The sequence below is a fragment of the Flavobacterium sp. OHVDL-2026-0007 genome (assembly GCF_059882335.1).
Genome location: NZ_CM187612.1, coordinates 1 through 17,447, shown reverse-complemented (window position 1 = coordinate 17,447; position 17,447 = coordinate 1). Strand labels below are relative to the sequence as shown.

At 35.5% G+C, this 17,447-nt stretch carries 14 protein-coding genes; 8 read left to right on the top strand and 6 right to left on the bottom strand.

What is annotated here, in order from left to right:
* Window positions 1-6: 6 nt before the first annotated feature.
* Window positions 7-2,439, bottom strand: a complete 2,433-nt coding sequence (locus AC51AA_RS00070; protein ID WP_500703705.1) for a YfhO family protein — start codon at window positions 2,437-2,439, stop codon at window positions 7-9.
* Window positions 2,440-2,489: 50 nt separating this feature from the next.
* A complete protein-coding gene (locus tag AC51AA_RS00065; RefSeq protein ID WP_500703704.1) occupies window positions 2,490-2,777 on the bottom strand; it encodes a DUF4834 family protein in 288 nt (95 codons plus the stop codon).
* Window positions 2,778-2,902: 125 nt separating this feature from the next.
* Here AC51AA_RS00065 and AC51AA_RS00060 point away from each other — a divergent pair, with 125 nt between their 5' ends.
* Window positions 2,903-3,895, top strand: a complete 993-nt coding sequence (locus tag AC51AA_RS00060; RefSeq protein WP_500703703.1) for a transporter — start codon at window positions 2,903-2,905, stop codon at window positions 3,893-3,895.
* Window positions 3,896-3,949: 54 nt separating this feature from the next.
* On the top strand, window positions 3,950-5,068 hold the full coding sequence (locus AC51AA_RS00055) for a GTP cyclohydrolase (protein ID WP_500703702.1): 1,119 nt from the start codon (window positions 3,950-3,952) through the stop codon (window positions 5,066-5,068).
* 55 nt (window positions 5,069-5,123) lie between these two features.
* Here AC51AA_RS00055 and AC51AA_RS00050 read toward each other — a convergent pair whose 3' ends face one another.
* The gene (locus AC51AA_RS00050; RefSeq protein ID WP_500703701.1) at window positions 5,124-5,603 is read right to left on the bottom strand and encodes a hypothetical protein; all 480 of its coding nucleotides are present in this window, start codon (window positions 5,601-5,603) and stop codon (window positions 5,124-5,126) included.
* Between the two features lie 123 nt (window positions 5,604-5,726).
* Entirely contained in the window at window positions 5,727-6,986 is a 1,260-nt protein-coding gene (capB, locus tag AC51AA_RS00045; RefSeq protein WP_500703700.1) for a cysteate-C-fatty acyltransferase, read from the bottom strand.
* Window positions 6,987-7,277: 291 nt separating this feature from the next.
* Between capB and AC51AA_RS00040 the strand changes: the two genes are divergently transcribed.
* Together AC51AA_RS00040 and AC51AA_RS00035 are read left to right on the top strand one after the other, a co-directional pair.
* Window positions 7,278-8,066, top strand: a complete 789-nt coding sequence (locus tag AC51AA_RS00040) for an NYN domain-containing protein (protein ID WP_500703699.1) — start codon at window positions 7,278-7,280, stop codon at window positions 8,064-8,066.
* A 32-nt stretch (window positions 8,067-8,098) separates the two neighbouring features.
* Complete coding sequence (locus tag AC51AA_RS00035; RefSeq protein ID WP_500703698.1) at window positions 8,099-9,610, top strand: FMN-binding glutamate synthase family protein; 1,512 nt, start codon at window positions 8,099-8,101, stop codon at window positions 9,608-9,610.
* A gap of 61 nt (window positions 9,611-9,671) precedes the next feature.
* Here AC51AA_RS00035 and AC51AA_RS00030 read toward each other — a convergent pair whose 3' ends face one another.
* Window positions 9,672-10,079 carry a hypothetical protein gene (locus AC51AA_RS00030; RefSeq protein WP_500703697.1) on the bottom strand — a complete coding sequence of 136 codons (408 nt, stop codon included), beginning with the start codon at window positions 10,077-10,079 and terminating at the stop codon, window positions 9,672-9,674.
* A gap of 132 nt (window positions 10,080-10,211) precedes the next feature.
* Window positions 10,212-11,990 (bottom strand): ABC transporter ATP-binding protein, encoded by a 1,779-nt coding sequence (locus AC51AA_RS00025; protein ID WP_500703696.1) that lies wholly within the window; start codon window positions 11,988-11,990, stop codon window positions 10,212-10,214.
* Between the two features lie 92 nt (window positions 11,991-12,082).
* On the opposite strand from AC51AA_RS00025, the gene AC51AA_RS00020 reads away from it, so the two are divergent.
* From AC51AA_RS00020 to AC51AA_RS00005, 4 genes are all read left to right on the top strand, one after another.
* The gene (locus tag AC51AA_RS00020) at window positions 12,083-12,661 is read left to right on the top strand and encodes a non-canonical purine NTP diphosphatase (protein WP_500703695.1); all 579 of its coding nucleotides are present in this window, start codon (window positions 12,083-12,085) and stop codon (window positions 12,659-12,661) included.
* A 204-nt stretch (window positions 12,662-12,865) separates the two neighbouring features.
* Window positions 12,866-14,776, top strand: coding sequence for a DEAD/DEAH box helicase (locus AC51AA_RS00015; protein ID WP_500703694.1), 1,911 nt, complete (start codon window positions 12,866-12,868; stop codon window positions 14,774-14,776).
* Between the two features lie 88 nt (window positions 14,777-14,864).
* On the top strand, window positions 14,865-15,638 hold the full coding sequence (locus tag AC51AA_RS00010) for a carboxypeptidase-like regulatory domain-containing protein (RefSeq protein ID WP_500703693.1): 774 nt from the start codon (window positions 14,865-14,867) through the stop codon (window positions 15,636-15,638).
* A 122-nt stretch (window positions 15,639-15,760) separates the two neighbouring features.
* A complete protein-coding gene (locus AC51AA_RS00005; protein ID WP_500703692.1) occupies window positions 15,761-17,071 on the top strand; it encodes a DUF389 domain-containing protein in 1,311 nt (436 codons plus the stop codon).
* The last annotated feature ends 376 nt before the right edge of the window (window positions 17,072-17,447 follow it).

Genomic DNA, 17,447 nt, shown 5'->3' with positions numbered 1-17,447 from the left:
AATAAATTACTGAACAGCCGTTTTCTTTCTTTCGAAATAAATACCTCCAATCAAAAGTAATAACATACCAATTGAACTCGCTAAAGCAATTGTACTTCCCGTTTTTACTACCTCAGGTTCAAACTTAAATTCAATCGTGTGCTTTCCACCTGGAACTTCCATCGCTCTTAAAACATAATTTACAGGAAAGTGATCTGTTAATTGCCCATCTACATAAGCATTCCATCCTTTTTTATAATAAATCTCAGAAAATACAGCCAAGGCTTCTTTTTCAGTCTCTGATTGATATTTAATATAATTAGGCTTATAGGTTACCACCTTAATGGTTCCTGTTGTATCCCATTGTTTCTTTAATCGAGCACTTCTAAATTTACCTTCGTGTTCACGAACGTTAAAAACAGCTACCTTCTTGGTTTCAATATGATCTAAAGCTTTCATCACATCATCTGGTTTATTGACCAATTTTACAGTCCTTACAAACCAAGCATTTCCATTAGCATTTGGATTTACCGTTGGAAACTCTTTTCCTTCTTTATCGGTTTGGATGATGTATTTTACATTCAACATATCCAAAACTTCCATATTGTTTTTGGCAATCTGATAATCAAATAACTGCTGCATTCTTCTTGGTTTTGCAGCATGGTATCCTCCTAAAGAATGATGAAAATAAGACGCGCGAGCACTAGACATATTTCCATTTACTTCAAAAACTCTATAATGTGTAGTATCTTTTAAAATTTGAGCATCAGAAGGGGTTTCTTGAAATGGGGCTGCAATTTGCACTGGGCTCACAAAATCTTTTGCCGAAACGTATTTTTTATCCACGAAAAACAAATCAAAAATCATCAAAAGACCTACTACAATCAAAGTCGTATTTTGAGATAATTTATTTTTAATAAACAACCATAAAATACCAAAAGTCAATACGATAAAAAATCCTGATCGAAGTAAATCAGCGGAGTACAAACTCTTTCTGTCTTCTTTCAAAGCATCAACAAAAGCTGGTCCGTAAGATTCTAAGAAATAATTATCACTGCTTCCTGTGAAATGAAACATACCTTTAGCCAATACTAAAATTACGATGATTCCCAAGCCAAAAACACCCGTTTGCATTAGGGCTTTTTGCTGTACTTTAGGCTCTTCTTTCGCTTTAAAAAACGACTGTAATCCCATAACTGCCAAAACAGGGAAACACAGTTCAAGAATTACCTGAATCGATGAAACAGCTCTAAACTTATCGTACATCGGTACATAATCGATGAAAAAGTCGGTCAATACTGCGAAGTTTTTTCCCCATGAAAGCACTAGAGCAACTAGTGCACCGGAAAGAAATACATATTTTATTTTTCGATCGTCAATAAATAAGGCCAAAACACCTAAAAAGAAGACCACTACACCGATATAAGCTGGAGCGGCCACTATAGGCTGATCTCCCCAGTAGGTAGGCATACCCGATACAAAATCCTGGGCCTGTCCTGAGGGTACTCCTTGTTCAATCATAAAAGAATACATACGGCTATCTGTCCCTACATTTTCATGGTTCGACCCACCAAAAAGTCTTGGTGCAATTAAGTTAAAACTCTCTGGAATTCCGTAACTGTATTCCGTAATGTATTCGCGGCTTAGCGCATTTTCATTGGTCTTTTTAGAGCCGTCCGGATTAAAAGTCAATTCGCTATTGCTACGTGTACTAAATTTAGCATACTCGCTCGTTGCCATCAAATTAGTGGCATTGGCTCCAATAGCAAAAATTCCAGCTACTGCCAAAACCCCCATTGCTAGCAAAAGTGGCTTATATTCTTTGGCTTTAATATAATTAAAAGCAAAATAACCCGAAAGTATCAATAAGAAAATCAATAAATAATAGGTCATTTGAAAGTGGTTGGCATTAATTTCTAAAGCCACCGCAAACATGGTGAGCAAACCTCCCCAAATATATTTTTTTTGAAAAACCAGTATAAATCCAGCAATAACCAGTGGCATATACCCAATAGCATGGGCTTTTGCATTATGACCTACACCCAAAATTATAACTAAATAGGTCGAAAAACCAAACGCTAGCGCACCAATAAAAGCTTTTAAGGGATCCGTTTTTAAAACCAATAATAAGCCATAAAAACCTAAGAAATAAAGAAATAAATAATCTGCAGGACGTGGTAAAAAACGCAGCATATCATCTATTTTGCCTATATAATCGTTGGGATAATTAGCACCAAGTTGATAGGTTGGCATACCTCCAAAAGCAGAATTGGTCCAATAAGGTTCAGCATGTTCAGTTGCTCTAAAATCATTTTGCTCTTTTGCCATTCCGGTATATTGAGCAATATCCGACTGGAAAATTTGTTTTCCCTGTAAAACAGGATAAAAATAAATCAAAGAAACGACAATAAAGCCCAGTATAACAAGGGCATGTGGATAGAACTTATTTACTATTTTCAATTTAGGTTGGTTTGGGTTAAATGATGAATCCTACTAATTAGGTCACAAATTTAATCTATTTCTTCGTAATCAACATAGTCGCCAACCTTTTTGGTTTCACGAGGATTTTTTACATTAGCCGAATCGATGATGATCTCCTCTTTTGAAGTATGTGTTTTTTGCCATGAACGATCCTGACTATACTGTTGTTGTTGTCTCTGAAAATTCTCCCCAGCCTTCTCAACCGCCTTTTTAACCAATACTGGCAAAAAGATTCTAGCTAAAAATTTAAAAATATAATAAAATGCTATCATATAAAAGATCGCTTTTATTAAACCTGAAAAAGATGCTTCTTGCATAATTATATAATTTTTGCTCAAAAATAATAAATCCGTTGTTCAAAATTAAAATATCAATCTTAAATAAATAATAAAATATAGTACATTTGAAATGCGTTATTACTTTTTAATCCAAAAACACATCTATGTTAAAAAATAAAAACTTATTCTTCACAGCCCTTTTCTTAGCGCCTCAATTATTTTTTGCACAATATACGGACATCATTAACTCGAATCGTCCTGGTGAAACCATGTCTGCGTATGCGGTTGGAAAATCAGTTTTTCAAGCTGAAATGGGGATTTATGGAGTTAAAGAAAAACACGATTTATTAAATTATGACGCCAAAGGTTTGGGAACAGATGTAACCCTGAGATATGGTGCTTTCATGGAAAAATTAGAATTCGTCCTTGATCTGCAATATCAAATGGAAAACTTTACCACCCCGATCAGCAGTTTTAAAAAAAATAATTTCAGACAAACGGTCTTAGGTGCTAAATATCTAATTTTCGATCCGTATAAAAATTATCAAAGAACAGAAAACATCTACAGCTATAAAGCCAATCATGCTTTTGACTGGCACTCCTTAATTCCAGCTGTTTCGATATTTGCTGGGGCCAATTTTACCGCCGCAAATAACCCTTATGCCTTTGGTTCTAACAATTTGCAATTTTCCTCTTTAGAGGCTACAATTTCACCTAAAGTGGTCCTGATCACTCAAAATCTTTTTGGAGGTGGAAAATGGGTTTTTGTCACCAATATTATCGCCGATTATATCACTACCGATTATCCAAACTATGGATATGTAGTCACCTTAACACACGGCTTCAATAACAAATGGTCTGGTTTTGTCGAAAATCAAGGGTATAAAAGTGACCTTTATAGTGACGCTATTGTTCGCGGCGGTGCTGCTTATTTACTCAACTCAAATCTTCAAGTGGACGCCTCTATAGGTACCAGCCTTAAAGATACACCTTCGATGTTATACGGTGGTGTTGGTCTTTCTTGGCGTTACGATGGAAGGTACAAAGAAAAACAAGAAGAGGCTAAGCACGATCAAAGAGCGAGCAAGAACAAAGACAACCTAAAAGACATTGATTACCAAGCAAAAGAAAGAAAGCGTAAAGCTAAATATGAATAATAATTAATAACCCCACTTCTCTAAACAAAGAGATGTTTTTCAATACCAATCTTAATGATTACAATTAAAGAAGCTAAAACAAAAAAAGAATTAACCGACTATATTAAATTTCCGTTTTCATTATACAAAGACAATCCTTATTGGGTTCCCCCTATAATCGCAGACGAACTTGAATCCTTTGACAAAACAAAAAACCCTGCTTTTGATAATGCAGAAGCATACTTTTATTTGGCCTATAAAAACAATGAAATTGTAGGGAGGATTACTGCTATTATTAATTGGTCTGAGGTCAATAATCAACACAAAAGAAAAGTTCGTTTCGGCTGGTTCGATGTTGTGGATGATATTGAAGTAACCAAAGCTTTACTAGAAAAAGTATTCGAATTAGGGAAACAGCACAATCTAGAATACGCAGAAGGTCCAATGGGATTTTCGAATTTAGATAAAGTAGGAGTACTAACAGAGGGTTACGACCAAATGGGAACCATGATTACTTGGTACAACAACCCTTATTATGTTACTCATTTTGAACAATTAGGTTTTCAAGTTGAGAAAGAATACATCGAGAGTATTTTTCCGTTTTCGAATGTTAAACCTGAATTTTTCGTCAAAGCACAGGAACTAATTAAAAAAAGATACAGCTTACGATCCTTGACTTTTACCAAAACAAAGGACATTATGCCACATGTGGACAAAATGTTTGATTTATTTAACGACTCTTATGCCAATTTAGCTTCCTTTGTTGCTATTTCAGATGTTCAGAAAGAGTATTTCAAAAAGAAATACATCAGCTTTATCAATCCTGAATACATCAAATTCGTTGTAGACAAAGAGGATAATCTAGTAGCTTTCAGCATTGTAATGCCTAGTTTTTCAGAAGCCTTACAAAAAGCCAGAGGAAAACTATTTCCCTTTGGTTTCCTTCATTTATTAAAAGCTAGAAAACAAAGTAAAGACGTTGTTTTTTACCTTATCGGCGTGCATCCCGACTATCAAAACAAAGGTGTTACTGCCATTATTTTTGATGAGTACTTTAAAACTTTTTCAGAAAAAGGAATTCAAAATTGTATTCGAACACCAGAACTAGCTGAAAACACAGCTATCCATTTGCTTTGGAAAAACTTTGATCCCAAAGTACATTGCCAAAGAAAAACCTATAGAAAAGAACTTTAATAACAAACAAAAAGAGGTGCTTAGGCACCTCTTTTTGTTTGTTCTCTTTTTTATACTATTTAACTTCACAATCTACTTTTGTCAACGGTCTACTGGAATCAAATTTTAATTTCTTTTTATCTTTAAAACTCACCTTTCCGTTTGTCTCTATTACATCCCCATAACCTTCTATATAAGCACCGTCTTTTTGCAAAAAAGCTACTTCTCTAACCGATTCAATACCTTCAGATTTAAAAGTATAATCCGCGATCAAGGTGTCTCCTTCTACACTTCCCGCTATCATACCTTCACTTTTATCTTTACCCACTAAATCATAACTTAGTTTCCCAATAAAATCCTGATGAGAATTTACAGTAAAACTCAGACTGACCCTATTATTATCTACACTAGAGACATAACACTGCTCTCCTGCAGGTTCAACTAGTTCCGCCTCTTTTGGAGCTCCTGGTGTCATTTCTACGGGTTTCGTGTCAGCTTTTTTACAAGAAATAAAAACAGTTAACATAATCATCGTTATTACTAGTACTTTTTTCATAATGCTTATTATTAGTGATTAGCAATTATAAATGTAGCCAAAATAAAAAAAAATCCACTCGTTTAACAAGTGGATTCTTTTACATAATTCCCATTACGGAAATTTATTTATTTTTAAAATCAATTACGAAACGTCAATAGTCGTACGTTCAGCAATTTCTTTATAAGTTCCGCTAACCAATTTCTCACGAATGGCTTCAAAAGCAGTTAAAGTTTCATCAATATCCGCTAAAGTATGAGAAGCTGTTGGGATCATTCTTAATAAAATAATACCCTTTGGAATAACTGGATACACTACAATAGAAAGGAAAATGCCGTAATTCTCTCTCAAATCATTTACCATCACCATAGCCTCAGGAATACTTCCTTCTAAATAAACAGGCGTAATACAAGTATTGGTATCTCCAATGTTAAACCCTTTTTCTTTTAAACCATTTTGCAATGCATTTACATTCACCCAAAGTTTGTCTTTAATCTCAGATGAATTACGCAACAATTCTAAACGTTTCAATGAACCAAGTACTTGAATCATCGGCAACGCTTTAGCAAACATTTGCGAACGTAAATTGTATTTTAAATAGTCAATAATGTTTTTATCAGCTGCTACGAAAGCTCCGATATTAGCCATAGATTTTGCAAAAGTTGAGAAATACACATCGATATCGTCTTGTACTCCTTGCTCCTCACCTGCTCCAGCTCCAGTTTTACCTAGAGTACCAAAACCATGCGCATCATCCACTAATAAACGGAAATTGTATTTTTGTTTCATTGCAACAATTTCTTTCAATTTCCCTTGTTGCCCACGCATTCCAAAAACACCTTCGGTAATAAATAAAATACCACCACCTGTTTCAAGTGCCATTTTGGTAGCACGTTGCAGGTTTTTCTCCATACTTTCAAGATCATTGTGTTTGTAGGTAAAACGTTTACCCATGTGTAAACGAACACCATCAATAATACAAGCATGTGAATCTACATCATAAACAATAATATCATTTTTAGTAACCAATGCATCAATAATAGATACCATACCTTGATAACCGAAATTAAGCAAATAAGCTGATTCTTTCATCACAAAAGCAGCCAATTCCTCTTCTAATTGTTCGTGGTATTTGGTATGACCTGACATCATACGAGCTCCCATTGGATATGCTGCACCAAATTGAATTGCTGCATCAGTATCTGCCTGACGAACCTCTGGATGATTGGCTAAACCTAAATAATCATTTAAACTCCAGTTTAGAATATTTTTTCCATGAAACGTCATTCTTGGACCTAATTCACCTTCTAATTTAGGAAAAACATAGTACCCCTCAGCTTGAGAAGCCCATTTTCCTAACGGTCCTTTATTGTCCTGCATTCTTTCGAATAAATCTTTTACCATAATATATTTGAAGTATTATATTTAATTTTATCAGCGTGCAAAAATAAATATTTATTCGATGGTATCATAATAATTTAAAAATGATTCGAATGTAAAATCTCACTTTCTTACACTTTTTAAACAAAAACATTCTGCCTGGCCTTTAATTACTTGACAAAATAAACTTAAAAACAAATGAATTGATAATTTATACCTGTTATAAATTCGATAAGAAAAGTCATATTTGTTTTATTTTTTAGTAATTTTAAAAGCATTTTAAACCGATGACTTACAAATTCTAACACCTAAATAATGGCTTTAAGCAACTCAAAAGAATTAAAATTAGCTGTTCTAATTGATGCTGATAATGTACCCTACAGCAATGTAAAAGGTATGATGGAAGAAATAACAAAATTTGGAACGCCCACCACAAAACGCATATATGCCGATTGGACCAAACCTAACGCCAATGGATGGAAAGGTGTCTTATTGGAACACGCAATAACCCCGATACAACAATACAGCTATACCGTTGGAAAAAACTCTTCAGATTCTGCGTTGATCATTGACGCTATGGACCTACTGTATTCCGGAAAATTAGACGGATTTTGCATCGTATCTAGTGATAGTGACTTTACTCGTCTGGCTATTCGCTTAAGAGAATCCGGCATGAAAGTAATTGGTATTGGAGAAAAGAAAACCCCAAACTCCTTTATTGTAGCCTGCGATCGTTTTATTTACATAGAAGTTCTAGATGGCGCCATTCAAAAGAAAAAACCCAAAGTAAACACCACCACTACTACCGATACTAAAAAGCCAGTAGAAAAACCAGCAGAGAAAGCCTTACACAAAATAGACAAACAAACCATTGAACTCATCGAAGCGACCATTGAAGATATTGAAGATGACGATGGCTGGGCCTTTCTAGGGGATGTCGGAAACTTAATTGTGAAGAAAAAACCGGAATTTGACCCTAGAAACTATGGGTTTTCAAAACTAACTCCAATGTTAAAATCCCTAACCGATATTCTTGAAATTGACGAAAGAAAATCAGATAAGGAAAACATCAAACACGTATACGTACGCTTACGATTCAATTAATCACCAATTACCCCCTTTAAACTTTTGAAAACATGAGAAAAAAATTCTTCATCTACGGAATCTTGTTATTTCTACTTGTTGCTGCTGTTTACTATTATTCAGGTCGTGGTTTTTTACTGGTGATCATTTTACCTATATTACTCGTTATTGGTTATTATAATTCCATCCAAAAGAAACATGCCATTTTAAGAAACTTTCCAGTTTTAGGCTATTTCAGATATTTATTTGAAATGATTGCGCCCGAAATTCAGCAATATTTCATCGAAAGATCTACCGATGGAAGGCCTTTTTCGAGAAACCAACGTTCTTTAGTATACCAGAGAGCAAAAAATATCGATTCAAATTCTCCTTTCGGAACACAACTAAATCTTAATCACGATAGTTACGAAGGAATTAAACACTCTATCTTTCCAGCAAAAGTTAACGAAGAATTACCTCGTGTACTGGTTGGGGGAAGCGAGTGCAAACAACCCTACTCGGCCTCTCTATTTAATATTTCAGCTATGAGTTTTGGCTCCTTGAGTGAAAATGCAGTTCGCGCCTTAAACATTGGAGCACAAAAAGGAAACTTTTATCAAAATACTGGCGAAGGAGGCTTAACCGCTTACCATCTTGAGGGCGGAGGTGATATTACCTGGCAAATTGGAACGGGTTATTTTGGCTGTCGAACTCTCGAAGGAAATTTTGATGGAGAAAAATTTGCAGAAAAAGCCAATCATCCAAATGTAAAAATGATTGAGATCAAACTTTCTCAAGGCGCAAAACCAGGCCATGGTGGGGTACTTCCAGCAAGAAAAAACACGGTTCAAATTGCACAAATCAGAGGAGTTGAACCGCATACCACCATACTTTCTCCTCCTAATCACAGCGCTTTCTCCGATCCAAAAGGATTGGTTCACTTTATTGCAAGATTACGCGAATTATCTAATGGAAAACCCATTGGTTTTAAATTATGCATCGGTAATACTGCAGAGTTTGAAGCCATCTGCCACGAAATGATTGCCGAAGATATCTACCCAGACTTCATAACCGTTGACGGAGCTGAAGGCGGAACTGGAGCTGCTCCACTAGAGTTTTCCGATGGCGTTGGAATGCCTTTCCAGCCCGCTTTAATCTTTGTAAACAAAACTTTAGTTGGTTTGAATATTCGGGACAAAATTCGCATTATTGGCAGTGGAAAAATCATCTCTGGATACTCTATTTTACATGCCGTAGCCTTAGGAGCTGACATGTGCAATAGCGCTAGAGGTTTTATGTTCTCCTTAGGCTGCATTCAAGCCTTGCGTTGTCATAATAACGAATGCCCAACAGGAGTAGCCACCCAAAACAAAATGCTCATTAAAGGCTTAGTGGTCACTGATAAATCAGATCGTGTTTATCATTTCCACAAAAATACCTTACATGCCGCTAACGAACTTTTAGCGGCAGCTGGCAAGAAAAACTTTGCCGATGTCGATATCAATATTTTTATGCGCGGTGATGAATTTGTTCATTTATCAGACCTTTATTTTCCTGATAACTTAACGAACGTTACTAGACACTAAAACTACAAAAAGCCTCTTTGTCCCATAACAAAGAGGCTTTTCATTTGTATCAAAACTAGATTTACTTTTTCAATAAGTCTGCCATTTCCTCCTTGTTAATAATCTGTTTCATCAACACAGTATTATCATCGGCTAGAAAATAGGCATCAAATTGTACTCCCTCACTTACTAGTTCCTTAGGAATCTGCTCTTTTTCCATCATCTCCACAAGCAATTTAGGAAATGCAGCAAGGGCAGCGGCTTTATTCGCCTCATTTTGTGCTAAGTTGGTTTCAAAACGCAATTCAATTTTATTATCATTTACATACCCTCTAGCAGTGGTCAACGTCACAGCCTCGCTTTTAAAATTCACGGCCGTTTTATTATAAGTTGTAACATACTCCTGAAGTTTCTGTTTGGTATTTTTACACCCTACCAACAGCAATAACACCACAATGGTGAAGGCAAGCTTGCTTATTTTTTTAATCATGATCTTTATTTAGTTTAAATTTTAGCTGAGTATGTCCCATTTTAAAAGCGCCACTAAGATATAAAAATACTCCCAAACAGTACCACCAAACCTATTTGGTTTATCCGTTTGTGATCGGCTTCTGCTCTACATCTAATCCATTGTTCGGGTAATCTTATCAATATTCAAACTATTAGCCATGGCGGTAAATATGCGATAATAAGCTGATTTATGCTCGTACAACTGATCATGAGTTCCCTTCTCCACGCATTTTCCAGCCTCTAAAACCACTATGTTTGACGCATCAATGATTTGAGAAATACTATGCGAAATCATAATAACAGTTCGATCCTTTTTTATAGCGTCTAGCGATTTTTTAATTTGCTCGGTTGCAATGGCGTCTAAACTTGCTGTGGGTTCATCTAAGAAGATGATGGGTGGATTTTTCAAAAACAATCTCGCAATGGCTATTCGTTGTTGCTGTCCTCCAGAAAGCAAATGTGCGTCTGAATCATATGCTTTCGGAAGCTGCATTACTTGCTCATGAATATAGGCCTGCTTGGCCGCAGCTTTTATTTCCTCTACAGTAGCAGCCGGATTTCCATATAAAATATTCTCAGCAATAGTGCCATTAAAAATGTGGTTTTTCTGCAAGACCAACCCTATATTTTTGCGCAGAAAATCGGTATCGTACTCTTTTAAATCTACTCCATCTAAATAAATATGTCCCGATGAAGGCAAGTAAAATTTATCCAACAAGTTAATCACTGTACTCTTTCCAGCCCCACTAAGCCCCACCAAAGCCGTTGTTTCGTTTGGTTTTATGGTAAAATCAACATTCGAGAGCGCCTTAGTTCCATTGGGATAAATAAAATCAACATTTTTAATCTCTATTAACCCTGTAATTTTTTCAGGTATATAACTACCGCTAATTTCTTTTTCTTTTTCAGCCTCTAATATATCAAAGAAACCCTCGGAATACACCAAAGCATCATTTACTTCATCATATATACGATGTAGTTGTCTAATGGGAGCAGAAACATTATTAAACAGCATGATATGAAACATAATCGCTCCAATGGTCATTGTATTATTCAAAACAAAATAAGCCGTCAGTATAATAATGACCACCACTCCAATTTGCTCAACAAAACCTTTTACACTTTCAAATATAAAACTCGTCTTTCTAGTTTCCAATTGATTTTCAGTCATGTCAAACTGAATCTGCTGATGGCGCTCCGCCTCCATAGGCTCTCTGACAAAGGATTTAATTACCGTTATCGATTCAATCAAACCGATAATTCCATTGTTCTTCGTTTCACGGTAATGACGCATTCTTCTTCTAAAACCACTCAACTTGCTTGCTTGCAACTGACTGATGTAAAAATAAATCGGAATAATACACAAACTCACTAGTCCTACATATACATTAGCATAGAACATAATCACCAAGGCAACAAAAGCATTAGCGAACAAAGGTAAAATATCAATAAAAAAGTTCTGAACCAATCGAGTCAAACTACTAATCCCCAAATCAATCCTCGTTTGAAGTTTCCCACTTTCATTATCGCTAGAAGTGTAAAACTCCATGCGATAACTCAATATTTTTTCCACTATGGCTTGCGAAATATCACGAGTTATAAAAATACGCAGTTTTTCTCCATAAAATTTTTGTCCAAATTGCACCACCGAATAAATCAATTCTTTGGAGAGTAAAACAATACTGATAATCCCTAATAGATGAAATCCTTTCGACAAAGGCTCATGAGCCACCATTAAATCGCTAATGGAATCTACCGTATACTTTAATATTAAGGCATTGACTTGCGCGGCAAAGGAACCTAGAAAAGTCAACAGCAAAGTAGCCATTACCATTTTTTTATAAGGCCTAACAAAAGGGGTGATTTTTTTATACAGTAGTGCTATCTTCATTTATTTTAATTTTTGATCGCATATCAAATATAAGAATTCTAAATTTGTATTTATAAAACACTCAGAACCATACACCTTTTAAATATACGATTATGCAACTCGTTTTCGCCTCCAACAACCTCAATAAGATAAAAGAAATACAAAACATCCTAAAGGGATCCATACAATTATTAAGCTTAGAAGATATTGGTTGCCACGAAGAAATTCCTGAAACAGCCGATACCATTGAAGGAAATGCGATTTTAAAAGCTGATTATGTAACTCAGAAATACGGTTACGATTGTTTTGCTGATGATACCGGTTTAGAAGTTACAGCCTTAAACGGAGAACCAGGCGTATACTCAGCAAGATATGCCGGAGAGCAACGTAATTCGGATGACAATATGGATAAACTCTTAGTAGCCTTAAGTGAGCAATCAGACCGCAGCGCACAGTTTAAAACCGTTATTGCTTTAAATTTGGCTGGAAAACAGCATCTTTTTACCGGAATTGCCAAAGGCAGCATCACTTTAGATAAAACAGGAGAACATGGATTTGGATATGATCCCATTTTTCAACCTGAAAATTACACGCAGACCTTTGCAGCCTTATCCTCAGAGGTGAAAAATAAAATTAGCCATCGTGCAAAAGCAACCGAGCAACTAATTGATTTTCTGAACCTAACTAAATAATTGTTTAAAATACAACATTTTAGAGCACAAACTTGATATTTCAAGACGTTTTTTTTGCCAAAATTCTTCAATTTGTAATCAAAATCATTTTACATTAAACATAACTTTTTGATAATCAAATCATAACAAATACATAATTCTTAAAATACGATTAGTTTATCTGAATAATTAACAGTAATTTTGCACCCTATTTTAAAAACACATATGAATAAATTTGAACAATTAGGATTGAATGAATCGTTACTGAAGGCGATTTTAGATCTAGGATTTGAAAATCCGTCAGAGGTACAGGAAAAGGCGATTCCCCTATTATTGGAAAAAGACACAGATATGGTTGCGTTGGCTCAGACAGGGACAGGGAAAACGGCAGCTTTCGGTTTTCCGCTAATTCAAAAAATTGATGCTGACAACAGAAATACACAAGCATTAGTTTTATCGCCAACACGAGAACTTTGTTTACAGATTACCAACGAACTTAAAAACTACTCAAAATACGAAAAAGGTATTAACGTGGTAGCAGTTTACGGCGGGGCTAGTATTACAGAGCAAGCTAGAGACATTAAAAGAGGAGCACAAATTATTGTGGCTACTCCGGGAAGAATGCAAGATATGATCAACAGAGGATTGGTTAACATTAAAAATATAGATTACTGTATTTTGGATGAGGCTGATGAGATGTTGAACATGGGATTCTATGAAGACATCGTATCTATTTTATCAGATACTCCAGATCAAAAAAGTACATGGTTGTTCTCTGCAACTATGCCACAAGAGGTTGCTAGAATTGCAAAACAATTCATGAGCGATCCAGTAGAAATTACAGTAGGTGCTAAGAACTCAGGTTCAGCTACCGTTTCTCACGAATTTTACTTAGTAAATGCACGTGATCGTTACGAAGCTTTAAAACGTTTAGCCGATGCAAATCCAGACATTTTCTCTGTGGTTTTCTGTCGTACTAAAAGAGATACACAGGCTGTTGCCGAAAAATTAGTTGAAGATGGATACAGCGCTGCTGCATTGCACGGAGATTTATCTCAAGCGCAACGTGATGGTGTAATGAAATCTTTCCGTGGAAGACAAATTCAAATGCTTGTTGCAACTGACGTTGCTGCACGTGGAATTGACGTTGATAATATTACTCACGTAGTAAATTACCAACTTCCTGACGAAATTGAAACATACAATCACCGTTCTGGACGTACTGGTAGAGCTGGAAAATTAGGAACTTCTATTGTAATTGTTACAAAAAGTGAGTTGCGTAAAATTTCTTCTATCGAAAGAATCATCAAACAAAAGTTTGAAGAAAAAACAATCCCGTCTGGTATCGAAATTTGCGAAATTCAATTATTGCACTTAGCAAACAAAATTAAAGATACTGAAGTTGATCACGAAATTGACAACTACTTACCAGCTATTAACAATGTTCTTGAAGGTTTAACTAAAGAAGAATTGATTAAGAAAATGGTTTCAGTAGAATTTAACCGTTTTATTGCTTACTACAAAAAGAACAGAGATATTTCAAATCAAACTTCAGGTGAAAAACGTGAAAGAAGTGATTCTGAACCAAGAGAATTCAACAATAACGGAGCAGTTCGTTATTTCGTAAACATTGGTTCTAGAGACAATTTCGATTGGATGTCCCTTAAAGATTACTTGAAAGAAACATTAGACTTAGGTCGTGATGACGTTTTCAAAGTAGATGTAAAAGAAGGTTTCTCTTTCTTTAACACTGATCCAGAACACACTGATAAAGTTATGGAAGTATTAAACAATGTTCAATTAGAAGGACGTCGTATTAATGTTGAAATTTCTAAAAATGACGGTGGTGGTAGACGTGACCATAACGGACGTAGTAGTGGTGGTGGACGTAGTGCTGGACCAAGACGTGAAGGAAGTTTCGCACCAAGACGCGAAGGTTCTGGTGGTGGTGGATTCAGAAGCGACAGAAGCTCAGCTCCAAGAGAAGGTGGTTTCAGAAGCGATAGAAATTCAGCTCCAAGAGAAGGCGGATTTAGAAATTCTGCTCCAAGAACAGAAGGTGGTTCAGATAGAGCTCCAAGACGTTCTGAAAGCTTTGGTGATTCACCAAGACCAAGAAGACCAAGAAGAGATTAATTCTCTTTGTTAATTTTCTTATAATTATATTCGAAGACTGCGAAATATTTAATCCCGATTTAGTACTTTTAGAACTTTAAATCAGGATATGAAATATTTCGCAGTTTTCTTTTTTACACTACTTTCTAGTATTGTATTTGCACAAGACACAGAATCTACAACTCCCCAAAGAGTTTCTGGTTACATCATCAACGACAACAGCAAGCAACCTCTTGCCAATGTAAACATCATCAACACTAACAAAGTTCGCGGTGCTAAATCTGATGCAAAAGGATACTTTGAAATTGATGTTCAGTTGAATGACACGATACACTTCACCATTCTAGGTTTTCAATCATTACGTATTAGAGTAACCAATGACTGGATCAAAAATAAAATCACACGTATTCAGCTTACCGAAAAAGCCATTGCACTTGAAGAAGTAGTCATTGCACCTTTCAGCCTAACAGGCTATCTGGAAATTGATTCCAAATTAATTCCAACCAAAGAAAACTACCGTTACAGCATATCTGGACTTACTCAAGGCTATGAGGCTGGTGAATACTCGCCAAATGCTTTTGGAAAAGTCTTGGGCTCTATTTTCAATCCGGCAGACATGCTCTATAACTTCTTTGGAAACAAAGGACGAGAACTCAAGAAACTCAAGGAAATGAGAAAAGATGATACGGTGCGAAATTTACTTGAATCCAAATATGATCGTGAAACCGTTTCTGTCCTTTTAGGAGTTAGCAAAGACGAAATTCCGGAGATCTTACAGCGCTGTAACTATTCTGATTCTTTTATACAATCTGCCAATGATTTACAGATCATGGACGCCATTAGCGGTTGTTATGAACAATACAAAATACTAAAGAAAAAATAATCTCTTTATATTACCAAAACGAAATCCTCACTACCCAAATTAGCTGAGGATTTTTTTTATACCTAAAACCCTTCTTTACGATATAAAATCGTACTTTAACTCTAAATAAATACCGTTTTCTTATGAGACAAAACATCAATAAAGTCCTCAACTTCATCGACCTTCACAAAGGAGAAGAAAACAAAAAGAAAGTAATCGAGAACATTACTGGCGCGATCTCCTTTAGAGGCTCCAATTTATGGATTTTAGCTTGTGCTATACTTATTGCCTCTGTAGGTCTTAACGTGAACTCTACCGCAGTTATTATAGGCGCTATGTTAATTTCTCCCCTTATGGGCCCTATCGTTGGAGCAGGTTTTGGATTAGGGATGTATGATTTTAATTTAGTCAAAAAATCTATCAAAAACCTCCTTATTGCTACTTTTGTTAGTTTAGCGATCTCTACCTTATATTTTTACACAAGTCCCTTTAAAGAAGCCCAATCTGAGCTTCTAGCACGAACTTCTCCAAACATCTACGATATTTTAATCGCGTTTTTTGGTGGTTTGGTAGGTGTGATAGCCGTAACTAGAGTTGAAAAAGGAAATCCAATTCCTGGTGTAGCCATTGCAACTGCTTTAATGCCTCCTTTATGTACAGCCGGATATGGTTTGGCCTTAGGAAACTTTAGCTACTTTTTTGGCGCTATGTATTTGTACACGATCAATTGCGTTTTTATCTGCATTGCCACTTTTATTATCGTGAAATTCTTGGAATACCCTATTGCCCAACAATTAGACCCCAAACGCGAAAAACAGGTAAAATATGGCATCTCCATTCTTATTATGCTGATGATAGTTCCTAGTGTTTATTTTGCTTATCAGCTCTTTATTGAAAAAAGCTACACTCAAAGAACCGAAAATTTCATCAAAAAGGAATTCACTGACCATGATTACCCAATCATCTATGAAAAAATCGAGTATAACTCAAGACCAAAAAAAATAAAACTAGCCTTTTTATCCAAAAAATTCAACCAGCAAGAAATCGTTGCTCTAAACAAAAAACTAGCTGACTATAACTTATTAAACACGACACTGATCATCCAACAAGACACGTTTAATCTAAGTAAAGACGTACTCAATAAAATCAACTCCACTAAAGATGTAGTCGACAAAAAAGATATCATTATCAATAGTCTTCGCCACCAGTTAGCAGATTATGAATTTAATAATGAGCAAATTACAAAAGAATCAAAAGTACTATTCCCTTTTATTTCATCATTAACCATTGGAAACTACTCCTATAAAAGTGCTCAAAACACTAAAATAATTCCAGTTGTTTTATACCAAAGCAAAAAAGAATTGGATCGTGAAATGGACAAAAAATTAAAATCCTGGCTCAAAATTCGCTTAGTTAAAGATTCTATAGAAGTGTACAAACAAGCCTCTAAATAAACCTCTATAACAATCTAATGGAAGGTTTATACCCTACCATGGTAATGATCCAAAAATAGTTCCTATATTTACTTGTAATTAAACAGGATACTAATTAAAGCAACATATCATGGCAAAGAGTCAAGACGCGAAGAAAACGCAAAAAAAAGAACCTCTTAAAACTGCAAAAGAAAAGAAAGAAGAGAAAAGAGACAAGAAAAATAGCCCTAAAAGAGACTAGGCTAAAAAGAATAATAGGATTTGACTTTTTAATTAAAGTTGAATCCTTTTTTTTTCGCGATACCATAACCCACAAGGTCCTAATAATCGTAAAGATCATCCAAATAGAATCCCTATCATTTTTAGACTTAAAAGCAACTCTCTTCTCTCCCCCCCC

What these genes read in the sequence shown, in the direction of transcription:
- AC51AA_RS00065 (WP_500703704.1), bottom strand. Translation starts at nt 2,777, where the DNA reads ATGCAAGAAGCATCTTTTTCAGGTTTAATAAAAGCGATCTTTTATATG.
- AC51AA_RS00060 (WP_500703703.1), top strand. Translation starts at nt 2,903, where the DNA reads ATGTTAAAAAATAAAAACTTATTCTTCACAGCCCTTTTCTTAGCGCCT.
- AC51AA_RS00055 (WP_500703702.1), top strand. Translation starts at nt 3,950, where the DNA reads ATGATTACAATTAAAGAAGCTAAAACAAAAAAAGAATTAACCGACTAT.
- AC51AA_RS00050 (WP_500703701.1), bottom strand. Translation starts at nt 5,603, where the DNA reads ATGAAAAAAGTACTAGTAATAACGATGATTATGTTAACTGTTTTTATT.
- capB (WP_500703700.1), bottom strand. Translation starts at nt 6,986, where the DNA reads ATGGTAAAAGATTTATTCGAAAGAATGCAGGACAATAAAGGACCGTTA.
- AC51AA_RS00040 (WP_500703699.1), top strand. Translation starts at nt 7,278, where the DNA reads ATGGCTTTAAGCAACTCAAAAGAATTAAAATTAGCTGTTCTAATTGAT.
- AC51AA_RS00035 (WP_500703698.1), top strand. Translation starts at nt 8,099, where the DNA reads ATGAGAAAAAAATTCTTCATCTACGGAATCTTGTTATTTCTACTTGTT.
- AC51AA_RS00030 (WP_500703697.1), bottom strand. Translation starts at nt 10,079, where the DNA reads ATGATTAAAAAAATAAGCAAGCTTGCCTTCACCATTGTGGTGTTATTG.
- AC51AA_RS00025 (WP_500703696.1), bottom strand. Translation starts at nt 11,990, where the DNA reads ATGAAGATAGCACTACTGTATAAAAAAATCACCCCTTTTGTTAGGCCT.
- AC51AA_RS00020 (WP_500703695.1), top strand. Translation starts at nt 12,083, where the DNA reads ATGCAACTCGTTTTCGCCTCCAACAACCTCAATAAGATAAAAGAAATA.
- AC51AA_RS00015 (WP_500703694.1), top strand. Translation starts at nt 12,866, where the DNA reads ATGAATAAATTTGAACAATTAGGATTGAATGAATCGTTACTGAAGGCG.
- AC51AA_RS00010 (WP_500703693.1), top strand. Translation starts at nt 14,865, where the DNA reads ATGAAATATTTCGCAGTTTTCTTTTTTACACTACTTTCTAGTATTGTA.
- AC51AA_RS00005 (WP_500703692.1), top strand. Translation starts at nt 15,761, where the DNA reads ATGAGACAAAACATCAATAAAGTCCTCAACTTCATCGACCTTCACAAA.